Raw genomic sequence first — 13935 nt, forward strand, 5'->3', positions numbered from 1 at the left:
TCTGGTAATAAATGGAAGATTGTGAACTGAGACACTATAATATAATTAATGATTAGTGGTAAAACACAGAATAAAACCATTTTCGTTTTTCGTCTGTGAATGGTATTAAAGCGTATCTATTACAAAATTCCCTTCAAAGGTAATTATTCTGAAGGGAATTGTAGCTCGCTAACTGAACTATCCGATGTTGTTGACCTTACAATTCTAGTGGATAAATTACCCGAGCCGCGCAGCTAGTGTAGCCACACTTTTCTGTGAAATTGCTAGGTATTGTTTATCCATGATCTGAATTTATATTGAAAAAGCGAGACTGTACTCTCTATATTGAAGTACGGTCTCGCTTTAATTTTTGACTTTGGTAGCTCGTGCATCTTAAGGTTTTTTTAGCTCATTTATCATTTTTCAGAAAATTATATTCGTGCAGATAATCTAATTCCGCTTAATTTCTTTTTTACTAATGATCTTCCCCGTAGTTCTATTAAATACGATTTCATACCATTTACCGTCAATAAGTACTATCTTATTTTCCAGTACGTCTGCAAATATTTTAAAGTCACTTTGTTCGAGTGGTGTTGTATATGAACTAGCTTCTATATGTACACTCAAAAAATTACTAAAAAAAGCAATGATTATAATACTTCCAATGATCCTCTTGAAAATCTTCTGGTTCTTCATTTAATATCGTCCTCTTTCATTTTTATGATAGGTAACTTATCGTAAAACGGATTAATCTCTTGTATGGTAGTGAAATAACCTAATTTATTGAGATAAATATCAAAAGTACCATCCTTGTTTTTTATTATGTAAGCTGTATCAGGCGTTATATCAATAGCTGTGCTAGCGTAATTATCTGGAAAAGAATATCGTGGTTGTACAACAAAAAATAATGTAGACACAAAGCATGATAAGGCTAATATACTCGTGGTTGAAAACCTTAACCATGATTCTTTAGGTTTATTGTTTGATAACAGTAGCTCAAAGCGGTTCATGAAAGTAGATCTGTTTTTATCAATAAGGTCCATAGTAAAGGGCATATATTTAGATTTTATAGAGTTTTTATAGGTATTCACAAGAAATTCGAGGTAATTAAGCCGTTTATATTCCTCCCAATTTTTTGTTATGGTAAGATCATTTTTTATTTCCAAAATTCTATCCACTTGGTTACGCAATTGATATACAAAAGGATTCCACCAATAAAAAGCACATAACAGTTCAATGATAGTTTTAATCCAATTATCTTTATTAAAATAGTGATGCAATTCATGCCGAATAATAAAATATTCCTCTTGATCAGTAAAATTATGTACTGGAAAAACAATTGTGGGTCTAAAAAAACCATACATCATGGGAACTGAAGTCAATGAGGTTTCAATTAACTTTAAATTTTTAGGTATTTTAATTTCCTTCTGGAGGACACTTAAAAGTTCAGAGTTTATATTTTTCTTGATAGAACACGTCATTATTAATTTACACAAATTAGAGTACCTTTGAAAAATCCGACTAACACTTATGAGTGTTCCCGATAACCAAATAACACCCAAAAAAAGATATAAGTTAATCTTTATTTGATCGCTGAATGAATAAATAGAAAAATTAAAAAAATCATTTATTATGGGTAGGAATTTTGGTAATTCGATAGTATGAGCAAAAGGTATTTCTATTGGAACAAGTAATCTGATTGTAATAAGTAACAGCAATAGGGATAAAACCGGAACACCAACTTTACTAATAGTAGATGATTTTTTAGTTATAAGGCAATATAAGCAAATAAACAAACTACTTACTAATAGAGTAGTTTGTATACTCCAAATGGTTATCATCTATCGACCTCCCCATTTTTTTGCGTCAGTTTCGTTTGTTCAAGCTCTGTTTTTTTCGCTTTTATTAACTTTTCTAATCTATCAATCGTGTGTATATCAATATTTTCATCCTCGAACTTAAATAATGTTGAGATTAATTCTGTAATACCAGTTTGAGCATCATCCGTTGAGTAATATTGAGCAAATTGCATAACTGCATAATCATTTGTAGTGATAATAGGTCTGTACTTTCTTGCAGTTGTTTTAAAAACCTTTGTATAAGCTGCAACTTCAATTGCATTTTTAGTAAGTAACGATTGTAAGGCGTTTTGTATGCTGTATATACTAAATTTCTCCTCGATTTTCTCAAAAATATTTGTCGCGGTAAGAGGGTGGGGTTCCTTCCATAAAATATGCATGATTTCTAATTCCCGATTAGTCAATTTTGTATAGGACATAAAGGTTCCCCCAGTATAATATAGTATCTTAAAATTATAGATCGATTTTCACGTTATATCAACCGTTGATTTTTACTTTATATTAATAATTAAGAGAATAATGGTATCTATTAAGCTATTGTTGACAAAATAATGATTTAAATGGTAATTTATCCATACACATTAAATGTTAAGCGTTAATGTTAAAAGTATATACATGTCTTTATTTTATTCATATGAAGGTGGGTGGTCATATTGATTTATTAATAAGTACAATTGTTGTTACTTTTTTCTTGTGATATTTTTTGAAACTAAATTGTTGATGATGTAAATAACTATTATTTGGATAACACATTTTAACGAAAAATTCCATAAATTCGAAAGGGTGACTTTGATGCGATATGAAAAAAACTGTACTAAGATAGGTGGTTTAAAAAAAAGGGGTGGAGCTGTAAGAACACAAAAAACTAGGAAAGTTTTTACAATGCTGCTTGCATGCTCTTTTTGTTTTGGTCTAAGCACAACCGCTTTTGCAGCATCAGAATATCAGGATACAATTACTGTAAATGAAGCCGGCGCAACTGAAACTTATATCGGTGACTATGCATCCGAGAGTATCTTTAAATCCGAACAGGATACAATTACTGTAAATGAACCAGGTGCAATTGAAACATATATCGGTGACTATTCAACCAAGCGCAGCTTTACACCAGAACTGGAAACAATTACGCCGAATGAACCCGATGCAACAAATTATTTGGCAAGAGCGACATACACACTTTCTAATGTAAGTAAGCCTATAAGTTATAATTTATTTAAGCCAGTCTCAGATTACGTTGCTTATCCTGGTACTGTTTCAGTTTCGAAAGGAGTAACCACAACTGTCACTGCTTCAGTTACGGGTGGTGGTGGAGTGGACGTAGCGTTTTTAAAAACCAATATTTCAGGAACGATCGGTTCAAGTGCTGCATTCACAACGACACAGACTATTTCGTACCCAACTACTAAAGGATACAAAGGTAGGATTATTTTAAGATATTACCAAGAACAGTATACTTATGATGTTACTAAGTTAGGTGTTAAATATGCAGGCAGCGCTTTTACTGAAGCACATGACCAATATTACGCATTACAGCAGGTTGCTCTATAGATTTGATATTAAAGATGAGTTATAACAGCAGAAATAGGTTTGAGAGTTTAAGAGTTTAGTTAATGTAAAAAAGGAGTGGATACATACTATTCACTCCTTTTTTATATCTGTATAACTGGAAGGGAATTGACACTATTTGAAAAAAATAATGTTTTTGATTGAAGTAGCTCTTCTATTAATAGTATTTGGGTGTGAATCTAATAGCATTAGTAATATACTAAATAAGCTAGAATTCAACCAAGCAGTTGGGATATATACGATCAATATAAAACATTCAGAAAATAATGGTTCGTCATTGCTGTTATTTGGATCAACATCAAATTTAAAAAAAGATACTTTTGAAAAATTAAATAAATCGGATATAACAATAACTTTATCCAATGAAAAAAAGGATGAAATTGAATTTAGCCCAGACGATATAGAATGGGAATTGACTGACCAGAATTTTTTAGTAGAAGGATTTTCTATAAGGTTAAATTCTGATAGGATATTAGGTTTAGAAAAATTGGGTTTTGATAAAATCAAAATAAAACTAAGAAGTAAAACCTTTAAAAAAAATATTAGTCCAGTATATTTACAATTTTATTCTGGTGAGGAAAATGGAATTTCCGTAATGGAATCTCCGATATCTCCTAAAAATGTAACAGCACTAAATAAAGAGTATTCATACTCGTATAAGATATTAGATTCAAATCATATTATTACTAGTAATATAAAAGCAGAATTAATTTATCCGAAAGAAGTAAAGAGTTTTATTGAAATTGTTACTATAGAAGTTAATCCAGATATATATGCAGAGGAAGAAATTAAGGAAGAATTCAGAAATAAAGTTGATAAAAAAATTTTAAAAGAACTGAAAGTTTATGAAATTAAATGTAATTATATTATTAAGAAAAAGGAGAATATAGTTTTTCAACCAGAAATAAAACTTCTTTATAATAATAAAGAACAAAGTTTAGCACCATTTACACCAATAAGTTTTTTTAATTTTTAGAAAAATATATTATTAATATAAAAATAGGAGATAAGTAATTATTTCATGAAGATGACTTGTAATAGTTGCTTATACTAAAAGTATTAAATGCTAATATAGAATCTAAAAGAAAAGAAACAATGAATAGTAATATGCACATTTTTCGTTTAATCCAGAGTGTTTTACGATGGAAGTATGATAAGCGGCACTTCTCTCCAGATGCAACTTTGTAACGATCGCGTTCCCTTTGCTTGTCTTTTATCACAATCTTCATGGGTCTAATGATTTGCTGAACGTTTTAGTTATTTCACTTTAAAATGAGAGCAGCTGAAAATATGTGGTGTGTCGAATAAAATTGAGGAGTAATATGTAACTAAGTACAACACTCATCTTTTCCTGATGTATTACAATAAGAATTAGAAATGGTGCTTTATTGAAAAAACGAACAAGTTTCTATTAAAGGTAGCAAACTAAATAAAATTAAGAAGTTTATTAGCTGCAAAAATTACAAGAACTAAATAAGCGGGGGAATATCTATGAAAAATCTTAGTAACGTTATTAGTTCAATAATTTTAGGAATTGCAATCATTACTGGTTGTTTTATCATCAAAGGCAGTCAGTCATCTATAAGTCCAACAATTAACAATGAATATTCAAATAAACCATTAATGACACTTAAAGAAACTGCTAAATATTTAAACATCACTGAATCTCAAGTGCGCAAGATTATTACTACAGAAGAAACAATGTTGAAAACACAAGGTGCATATACCGGTGTGTTGTTTCCCATTATTAAAATCGGAGATGAAATTTTTGTTAGTACATCCGTTTTAAATGATTGGATAAAAGAATCTATCCAACAAAGGAAAGAATTTTAAAGGATATTGCACCGATAACAGATGTAGCTCAAGTTTTAGCCATCATCAGTGGAATGATGTATCTGGACTAGTCATCGAATCCTTAATTGCAAATATCCACGAAAACTAACGCTTCGGACCATTCCGAAGCGTTAATTTTTGTATGCGCAAGTTATGTTTCGTCATCTACCGCATGCCTAAATCCAGAAAATAATAATTTTCAAATTAACTATTTTAAATTTTATGAAAATGATATAAGATAGTGTAACAAATGAAACGATACGTATCGTTCTATAATTACATCCTTTTAATAATTTAAATAACATCTAGGAGGTGAAATGAATATGAACGTGAAAAACAAAGAACCTCGAAGTAAAAAAGAGATTCTTACTGCAACACTTGAAATGTTAGAATCCAACAGTTATTCATCTTTAACGATTGAGGCGATTGCAGCACAAGCTGGAGTAGGCAAAACAACCATCTATAGATGGTGGGAAAATAAAGCGCGTCTTGTACTGGACGCTTTTCTAATGACCGTAGAATCAGAGTTTGAATTTGATAGTAATAAATCCATTCAGGATAACTTCAAACAACAGCTTGAAGCTTTAGCTCGTATCCTCAATAGCAAAATCGGGAAATCCACTTTAACTATAGTTACAGAGAGCGAAGAAATCGCGAAAGATTTTTACGTATTGTTTTTAATGACAAAAAGAAATGAAGCCAAACAATTACTCCAAGCAGCCATAGATATGGGAGAATTGAAACCAGCAATCAACCTTGATATAACTTTAGATCTGCTTTATGGTCCCATATACTTTCAAATTCTCATCTATAAACAAATTCCGGATGCGGATTACATAAACGATTTGTTGATCCATGTCTTGGAAGGCATCACTGTTGCAAATTAATAGTAAACCGGGGGATATTTACTTTATGAATCAGACGATAGACGTTCAGAATTACAATAAGAACTATTCATTAATGACGATTATTTTATTTTGGTGTGGATTAGTTATTTTAACTAGCATGTATATTACAATTCCATTATCCGAAGTATTTTCACATGCCTTTCAGATTAGCTCGAGTGAGGCGGCTTGGATTGGGAGTTCATTTTCTCTTTGTTATGCTCTGGGCTGTCTTTTGTATGGACCTTTTTCAGACAGATATGGACGTAAAGTATTTTTAGTAGCCAGCATTATTGGGTTAACCGTAGTTACGCTTGCATTAGGATTTGTGGATAGTTTTTACGGGCTTATTATGCTCAGAGGAGTGCAAGGCCTAGTGGCTGCTGCTTTTGCACCTATTGCGTTAGTGTATGCAGGGGAGATGTTCCCGCCTCATAAAAGACTAACAGCCGTTGGATTTATAAGCTCAGGACTGTTAATGGCAGGTATAGTAGGCCAGGTTTTTAGTGGGATTGTTAACGAAGCTCTTGGCTGGCGTGCTATTTTCTTTATTTTGGGGATTGTGTATGGTATTACTTCAGTAATAGTAATGAGGTTCCTTCCTAAAGATGAAATACTAAGACCGAAAGAAAATGTTCTGCGGAAGTTTAAACAAATGATAATTCTGCTAAAACAATCACAATTGCTTTTGGCTTTTGCGATAACCTTTATGCTTCTATTAACTTTAGTTGGCATGTACACCGTTTTGGGAAGTTATTTAAGCTCAGCTAAGTTTGGTCTTTCCTCACAGGATATCCTTTATATTCGTGCATTTGGAATCGCGGGGATGCTTTTATCACCCTTTTCCGGAAGAATTGCTCAAAAACTTGGAATGGCCGCTGTTCTAAGGGGAGGCTTAGCTTTAGCTGCAATTGGGTTGCTTGCTCTAGGTTTTAGTACGAACCTGCCACTTCTTGTCCTAATGAGCGTTGTATTTGTGGCTGGTATCGCGCTGGTAACTCCCGTTATCATCTCAATCGTCAGTCAATTAGGGGGAAATGCAAGAGGGTCTGCGATTTCATTCAATGCATTTATTCTATTCCTAGGCGCTAGCACAGGCCCGATATTAGCTTTGAAATTACTAAAAACAGAAAATTATTCGTTATCCTTTACTATATTAGGTTCTATTCTTTTATTAGGTTTTTTAATCTCTCTTTTTCTTAGATTATCGGCTAGGGTTCCAGTAGTGAAAAATGAACGGGCTGCTACTTTACCCACAGAGTGATAGGAATGAATAAAGAAACGGAGATTTGCATTGTTGGTGGTGGACCTTCTGGTCTCTTTCTAGGGCTGCTGTTAGCCAAAAACGGAATTAGAGTTACCGTACTGGAAAGTCAAACAAGCTTTAATCGCAAGTTCAGAGGAGAAGTTCTTCAGCCTCGATTTGTAAGGCTCATGAAAGAGTTGAATCTGGAACAGCGTCTTGAAAAGTATGAGCATATAAAATTATTTAATGCTGAAATATGGAATAATAAGAAATATATCACTCAAATTGATTATGAAAAAGAAATGCCGGAGGCACCTTACGCAATTAAAATAAAACAATCCGTCCTGTTAACTTTTCTTTATGATCTAGCAAAGGATTTTAGTAATTTCGAGCTCATTTTTAACGCAAAGGTCACTTCAACTATTAAAAGTGCAAATCGAACAGTCGGAGTAAACGCCTTAGTAGATGGACAAATGACTGCGATCCATGCTTCTTTAGTAGTCGGAGCGGATGGACGGATGTCGACGGTTAGGAAGACAAGCGATTTTTCTTTTAAGTATAAAAAAGAAGATTTTGATTTAATCTGGTGCAAAATATCGACTAATGAGTTAAAGCTAAATCAAAAACTCCTTTTCAGATTGTCTGATTTTAGTAACTTCATAGGGCTTCCTTATTCTTCTGATTGTGTGCAGATAGGTTTTACAATGAGGAAAGACCAATGGAATTCCATAAAAAGCAAAGGCATCGAACCATTAAAGCTTGAATTCATAAAGGCCTTTCCTGAGCTTAAAGAAGACATTGAAAAGATCATTGATTTCAAATCGTTTGTTTCTATCCAATCAGAGACTTTTATGGTAGACAATTGGCATAATAAGGGTTGTATTCTAATCGGTGATTCTGCACATTGTTCCTCACCACTCGGAGCTATCGGATTGTCCTTGGCTTTTGAAACAGCGCTGGTCGCTGCTGAACTTATTGTTGCATCAAAATTAGAGCCAAATCATGAATACAAGTGTTTAGATCGTTTGCAGCCCATTCGTAATCAGGAAATTCGTTTTGTGCATTTTGCTCAACAGTTGATAATCAGCATGACCGTTAAATCCCCTAAAGGGGTTAAAAAATTCTCGCTAGCCTGCATGAAACTGATGGGAAATAGCAGGATCGCAAGATATTTAATGCGGAGATTCTTTTTGGGGAGTCCTAAAATAACGGTTGATAATGCCTTCAAATTTTAACGCAGCCTCATTCCTAAGTAGAGTTCATTGGGAATGAGGTTATTTTAATTTGCTGAAACGCAAAGAATTTGTATAGAAAACGCTTTCTATCCATTGTAAAATACAGGTTGAGGTGTAATTACAAAACAAGGATGGAAATCCCATGCGGATCAAATTTAATATTTTTCAGAAAATGTTAGTGTTGTTGCTGATTCTGCTAACTCCGGTCGTGGCGCTGTACTATTATTCTACCTCTAAGAGCATCAACGTCATACAGGAGGAGCTTATCAAAGCCAGCCTGAACCGGATGGAGCTTTTCGTGGCACAACTGGATGCCAGCATTGAGAAGTTCGACTTAGTCTCCGCACCTATGCTCGTTGACACGAACGTGCTGGAATACCTTTACAACCTCAACATGAGCGATTATTCCCTAATGAAGACAAGGCTGCTGATCCAAGAGAAGCTGTCGCTGGCCAGCGCATCGGGCAACTGGCGCAATGACGTGACCGTCTATTTCCCGCAACGAGACGATAGTATTTCTTCTTCCCCCTCCTATGAATATGACCTTAAAGAGTTTGATAGCCGATTTTCGCTAGGGTGGAGCTACAGCGAAGATTTGGAAATTGGCTCCGGTTTTACTCGAACTTATGTCACTACGGGTTACAAACCAGCCCGTCCGGACGATCTGGATGTTGCCGTTCGCATTAACCTCTACAAGTGGAGCTTTGAAAATTTGCTTGATACCTACAAATCTGGTCACTCTGACAACCCGTTTTTTTACAAAGAAGGACATGCCATCATCGCCAGCCGATCCGCAGATGGGCCCAAGATGGACCAAATTATCGCGGAATTAGGCGACAGGATCAATAGCCGGGATTCAAGTTTTTTAATTCATTCCTTCGACGACAGGCCTTATCTGATTACCTATTATTATTCCAATATTCTTGAGTGGCATCTCGTCGATTCTGTTCCACTTAACCAGATTATCGGACCTATCAAGCAACAGAGGTTATTATTTGGAGCTTCTTCGATTATTTTGCTCCTATCCTGTATTACCGCCGCGTCTGCTTTGTACTGGAACGTACATCGACCTATCTTCCAACTTGTGCGTGCGGTGCAGCGGATTAAGGAGGGCGATTACGCGTACCGGCTACCGAAGAAATCAAACAATGAATTCACGTTCCTGATGCAGAACTTTAACGAGATGGCGACGCAGATCCAAGATCTCATCGAGAATGTCCTACAATCGCGTATCCTTGCGCGCGATGCCACGCTAAAACAGCTACAAGCACAGATCCATCCTCATTTTCTGTACAATTGTTTGGGTTTCATCATTAATATGACCAAAATGGGAAAGAATCGGGCAGTTATAGACATGGCGTATCATCTGGCCGACTATTACCGGTATACGACGCGAATGGATAATCAAGGAGTCAGCCTGGGTGAAGAACTGGCGTTCGTGCGCATTCACCTCGAGATTCTACGGCTTCGCAATGAGACACTGTCCTACAGCATCGAACTGCCTGAAGAGTTGGCGGAGCTGCGAATTCCCCGGCTTCTTATCCAACCAATCGTGGAGAATGCGATCGTGCATGGACTTGAGAACGTCGAATATCCAGGCCGGGTTGAAATTAGAGTTTACGTCAATGAAGACCAATTGCACTTGGAAGTGGAGGATAACGGAAAAGGATTAAATAAAGAACGGATGGACCAACTGCAAATGGAGCTTCATATTCCGGCCAGCGAATATGCAGGCTGCGGTCTTTGGAACGTATATCAAAGACTGCAAGGCAACTTCGGTTCAGACGCTCAAATTGAGTTTTGCCCGTCCAGACTGGGTGGTCTAAACGTGAGGCTGATTTGGAGACAGGGGATGAAAGAAGAAACGAAGGAGGAAGAGCATTGAATAGCCTGCTTGTAGTTGATGACGAGAAACATTATGCGGACAGTCTGGCAGATACGATTCCATGGGAGACACTTGGTATCTCCCGCGTTTGGAAGGCTTACAGCGCGAGCGAGGCACTTGCTCTGATAGACTCCTTCCCCATTGACATCCTTATGACGGATATCCGTATGCCACGCATGAACGGCTTGGAACTGATCGAACAGGCCAGGCTTCGTATTCCAGGGCTGAAGTGCCTGCTGCTCACAGGTTATGCGGACTTCGATTACGCCCGAAAAGCGATTGAGCTGCAAGCGCTCGATTACCTGATGAAGCCCGCGAAGGACGAGCAGCTACTTACGGCAATGGGCCGGATCATTAAGCAGCTTGAGCAGGAGCGATCAATCGAACAGGGCTTCCGTATCTACCGAGACAATAGTGCAGAACTGAAAGCAGGGTTGTTGCTCAAAGTGCTCAGCGGAAATCTGAATGGCAAGGCGCTTGCGGAGAAGTTAAAGCTGTTTGACCTCCCTCTTCCAATACCAGGTCATGTCTCGATGTGCCTTGTTCGGTTGGGTTCCCCTTTCGACGGACAAGATCTCTATTCGCAGTCACTGATCCGGTTCGCGGTAACAAACATGCTGGAAGAATTGCTGATGGACCGCTATGACTGCTGGTCGGCTGCGGATGATGAAGGAAACCTGCTCGCTCTGGTATACGACCTATCAGGAGCACCTCCCGAACCGGAATGGGTGCTTGAGCGGATAGAGCGATTAAAGAAAGAAGTACAGCGTTTGCTTAAAGGTGAAATTTCTGTAGGAGAAACCGACTGTCTATTCCCGGAAGAACTGCAAGCTAGTTATATGACAGCTAAATCACGATTGGATAGTGACAGTTTTTCGGATGGGCAGGTGCCAGAGCGGAATGAAGAGGAAGCGCGTCTTATGCGCAAGCTCTATGAAACGCCTCTGCTGACACATCTTTTGGAAACGGAGCAATGGGAAGCGGCGGAAGCTAAGATCCGAGCGTTCGTGTCACCGCTTATGCATACGGGTTCACCTTACCTCATGCGCGACGTCTTTTTCTTTCTCTCCAATGCCTTCCAGTATATCGCGAATCGTAGTGGCAGGACGCTGGCCCAAATGCTCACTCCTGAGCAATCGGCTTTCGTAAAAGGAAAAGCAATGCTGCACGCGTCGCAGCTGGAAAGCTGGGCGCTCGACTTACTACGCACACTTCGCGATAAGCTAGGGGAGGAGACCGAGGACCACAGCCAGGTGATCGTCCGGAAGACGCAACTCTACATCCAGAAGGAGCTGGACAAGGACTTGTCACTTACTTTGCTGGCCAAACGCGTCTTCGTACATCCTAACCATCTGTCAAAAATCTTTAAGCAGTGTACAGGCACTACCGTATCCCAATATATTTACGAGCAGCGTATGCTCAAAGCCTGCGAGATGCTCAAGCATACAAATAATAAAATCTACCATATTGGTGAAAGCATTGGCTATCCCAATACTAACTGGTTTATTCGGAAATTCCGTGACTATTATCAGGTGACGCCGCAGGAATTCAGGGATAGATACCGATCGGGAATGGAGGGATTGGGCCGGTGAAAAAACAAAAAAGAAAGGCCATCTTTCTATGGGCAGTTCTGAGCGGAGTGCTGCTAGTTTCCGGCTGTTTAAGTAGCACAGGGAAAACGGCACAAAACAGTACATCCAATGGGGAAAAGAAGCCGGTATGGGACTTTAAATACGATCCGCCTATAACGATCACAACAGGAATCGTAGACGAGAATCGGCCTAACGCATTCAAGCCAGATGAAAGCCTTACAGACAACGTGCATACCCGCTGGATGGAAGATAATCTGGGAATCGTCACGAAGTTTGATTGGATTGTCAGCAAGTTCGAAGATGCAGATACCAAAATTCGGCTCGCGCTGGCTGTGAATGGCAAGCTGCCGGACACCCTTAGCGCTGAAGGAGACATCCTGAAGTATCTGCTCAAAGCCGACAAGTTGCTTCCGCTGGATGATGCCATCGAGAAGTATGCTCATCCTAAGCTAAAAGAAGCGCTGGAGAAGTACGCTTATACCATGGCAGAAGTGACCAAAGACGGCAAGATATATGGACTTCCCCGTTTTAGTGCAGGAGATGAGGGAACGGTCATGTGGATCCGTAAGGATTGGCTTGAGAAACTGTCGCTGAACCCGCCTACGACGATAAGTGAGTTGGAGAATGTGCTGAAGGCATTTTCTGAACAAGATCCTAATGGGAATGGCGAAGATGACGAAGTTGGTCTAGCGGTTCCGCTGAAGGAAGGTCCCTGGAGCTGGATGGGGCAGACAGATGCGATTGCCGGAGCTTTTTCAAGGCAGATGATTAGCACGTCTGACATCAAACTGTTCTGGAATGAAGACGAGAAGGGCAGCTTGATCTTTGGCGCCGTACACCCGGATGCTAAGAAATACCTGGAAACGATGGCTTCCTGGATGGCGAAGGGCTATATGGACAGGGATGCAGGCATGCAGGACCCGAGCCAAGCGTCCGAACTGGCGGTTAACGGAATGGCCGGTGTCATGTTCGGCCCGTTTTGGATGGGAGCCTGGCCGCTCGGCGATACAGTGAAGGTCGATCCCGAAGCGGCTTGGCAGGCTTACCCCCTTCCTGCCGGACCAGATGGGTTAAAGGGCAAGGCACAAAAGCCGTTGTACGGTATCTACACGGTGTTCAGCAAGGATTTCACGAATATGGAAGCCTGGTTCGCTTATTATAACAAGTTGCTTGCCAAAAATTTCGGCCCGGATGACCCGTACTTCGATCCCCGATTCGCACAAGGGTTTCACGAAGGTTACGATTATGTGATCATGAACGACAAGGTCATTACTGTCAATTTCGCCACTGAAGGCGTGCCAAATGATAAGTGGCCGCTTGCGGACGGGTCTTCAATGGATATGCGCTGGATGCTCTATCCGTTGACAGGTGGTGCTCCAGCCTTACCTTATATGAATGCGGATGCAATCAGAAAATTATCTGAAAATTCGGAAGCCATAGTGACGACGCCGATCGAACAAGCTATTAAAGGTTTAAATTCAGCTCAACTTACGGCGGCTGGGGTGGCGATTGCCGAGCAGGGACTCGAAATCCCAAACCGATACCACGGACCTTTAACGGACGGGATGGAGAAACACGGAGTGTTCCTGCAGAAACTCGCAACGGAGAGTTATCTGAGCATCATTTATGGCGAGAAGCCGATCTCCTACTTTGATGAGTTCGTAGCCCAATTTTACAAGAATGGCGGCGACGTAATCACGAGAGAAGTAAATAATTGGTACATGGAAAACAAGCCATAATATTGTGGCTTGTTTTCTTCTATGTTCCTTTATTTCTTCTATATAACAGGATTAACTTCGTGAATTAAAATGATTTTATTAGAAAGCGTTTTCAAAAAAAGAGGTGATGGTATACGA

The 13935-nt window shown here is 38.7% G+C and carries 12 protein-coding genes; 9 read left to right on the plus strand and 3 right to left on the minus strand.

Going from position 1 to position 13935, the window contains the following annotated elements; genetic code table 11:
- Positions 1-429: 429 nt before the first annotated feature.
- From NST58_RS16525 to NST58_RS16535, 3 genes are read right to left on the minus strand one after another with little or no spacing between them, the layout of a single operon-like run.
- Positions 430-675: a hypothetical protein gene (locus tag NST58_RS16525; RefSeq protein ID WP_036677231.1), complete on the minus strand. Its 246-nt coding sequence runs from the start codon at positions 673-675 to the stop codon at positions 430-432.
- Complete coding sequence (locus NST58_RS16530) at positions 672-1820, minus strand: M56 family metallopeptidase (protein ID WP_339243524.1); 1149 nt, start codon at positions 1818-1820, stop codon at positions 672-674. Before NST58_RS16530 ends, NST58_RS16525 begins: the two co-directional genes overlap by 4 nt.
- Entirely contained in the window at positions 1817-2257 is a 441-nt protein-coding gene (locus NST58_RS16535) for a BlaI/MecI/CopY family transcriptional regulator (RefSeq protein ID WP_036677226.1), read from the minus strand. Before NST58_RS16535 ends, NST58_RS16530 begins: the two co-directional genes overlap by 4 nt.
- A 373-nt stretch (positions 2258-2630) precedes the next feature.
- On the opposite strand from NST58_RS16535, the gene NST58_RS16540 reads away from it, so the two are divergent.
- The 9 genes from NST58_RS16540 (at position 2631) to NST58_RS16580 (ending at position 13818) form a co-directional block, all read left to right on the plus strand.
- Positions 2631-3386 (plus strand): hypothetical protein, encoded by a 756-nt coding sequence (locus NST58_RS16540; protein WP_143761892.1) that lies wholly within the window; start codon positions 2631-2633, stop codon positions 3384-3386.
- Positions 3387-3522: 136 nt separating this feature from the next.
- A complete protein-coding gene (locus NST58_RS16545; protein ID WP_339243528.1) occupies positions 3523-4380 on the plus strand; it encodes a hypothetical protein in 858 nt (285 codons plus the stop codon).
- A gap of 515 nt (positions 4381-4895) precedes the next feature.
- A complete protein-coding gene (locus NST58_RS16550) occupies positions 4896-5237 on the plus strand; it encodes a helix-turn-helix domain-containing protein (RefSeq protein WP_036677218.1) in 342 nt (113 codons plus the stop codon).
- 323 nt (positions 5238-5560) lie between these two features.
- The gene (locus NST58_RS16555; RefSeq protein WP_076184979.1) at positions 5561-6124 is read left to right on the plus strand and encodes a TetR/AcrR family transcriptional regulator; all 564 of its coding nucleotides are present in this window, start codon (positions 5561-5563) and stop codon (positions 6122-6124) included.
- 25 nt (positions 6125-6149) lie between these two features.
- The gene (locus NST58_RS16560; protein ID WP_339243529.1) at positions 6150-7385 is read left to right on the plus strand and encodes an MFS transporter; all 1236 of its coding nucleotides are present in this window, start codon (positions 6150-6152) and stop codon (positions 7383-7385) included.
- A gap of 5 nt (positions 7386-7390) precedes the next feature.
- A complete protein-coding gene (locus NST58_RS16565) occupies positions 7391-8602 on the plus strand; it encodes an FAD-dependent monooxygenase (protein WP_339243531.1) in 1212 nt (403 codons plus the stop codon).
- A 142-nt stretch (positions 8603-8744) separates the two neighbouring features.
- The gene (locus NST58_RS16570) at positions 8745-10487 is read left to right on the plus strand and encodes a histidine kinase (protein WP_076130600.1); all 1743 of its coding nucleotides are present in this window, start codon (positions 8745-8747) and stop codon (positions 10485-10487) included.
- A complete protein-coding gene (locus NST58_RS16575; protein ID WP_076278506.1) occupies positions 10484-12079 on the plus strand; it encodes a response regulator in 1596 nt (531 codons plus the stop codon). Before NST58_RS16570 ends, NST58_RS16575 begins: the two co-directional genes overlap by 4 nt.
- Complete coding sequence (locus NST58_RS16580; protein ID WP_076130602.1) at positions 12076-13818, plus strand: extracellular solute-binding protein; 1743 nt, start codon at positions 12076-12078, stop codon at positions 13816-13818. The genes NST58_RS16575 and NST58_RS16580 overlap by 4 nt, the downstream gene beginning before the upstream one ends.
- The last annotated feature ends 117 nt before the right edge of the window (positions 13819-13935 follow it).

This window comes from Paenibacillus sp. FSL R10-2796 (assembly GCF_037965315.1).
Classification (GTDB): Bacteria; Bacillota; Bacilli; order Paenibacillales; family Paenibacillaceae; genus Paenibacillus_AQ; species Paenibacillus_AQ odorifer.

Excerpts from the sequence above, each read along its gene's own strand:
- NST58_RS16525 (WP_036677231.1), bottom strand. The coding sequence starts at position 675 with ATGAAGAACCAGAAGATTTTCAAGAGGATCATTGGAAGTATTATAATC.
- NST58_RS16565 (WP_339243531.1), top strand. The coding sequence starts at position 7,391 with ATGAATAAAGAAACGGAGATTTGCATTGTTGGTGGTGGACCTTCTGGT.
- NST58_RS16550 (WP_036677218.1), top strand. The coding sequence starts at position 4,896 with ATGAAAAATCTTAGTAACGTTATTAGTTCAATAATTTTAGGAATTGCA.
- NST58_RS16530 (WP_339243524.1), bottom strand. The coding sequence starts at position 1,820 with ATGATAACCATTTGGAGTATACAAACTACTCTATTAGTAAGTAGTTTG.
- NST58_RS16570 (WP_076130600.1), top strand. The coding sequence starts at position 8,745 with ATGCGGATCAAATTTAATATTTTTCAGAAAATGTTAGTGTTGTTGCTG.
- NST58_RS16555 (WP_076184979.1), top strand. The coding sequence starts at position 5,561 with ATGAACGTGAAAAACAAAGAACCTCGAAGTAAAAAAGAGATTCTTACT.
- NST58_RS16560 (WP_339243529.1), top strand. The coding sequence starts at position 6,150 with ATGAATCAGACGATAGACGTTCAGAATTACAATAAGAACTATTCATTA.
- NST58_RS16535 (WP_036677226.1), bottom strand. The coding sequence starts at position 2,257 with ATGTCCTATACAAAATTGACTAATCGGGAATTAGAAATCATGCATATT.
- NST58_RS16540 (WP_143761892.1), top strand. The coding sequence starts at position 2,631 with ATGCGATATGAAAAAAACTGTACTAAGATAGGTGGTTTAAAAAAAAGG.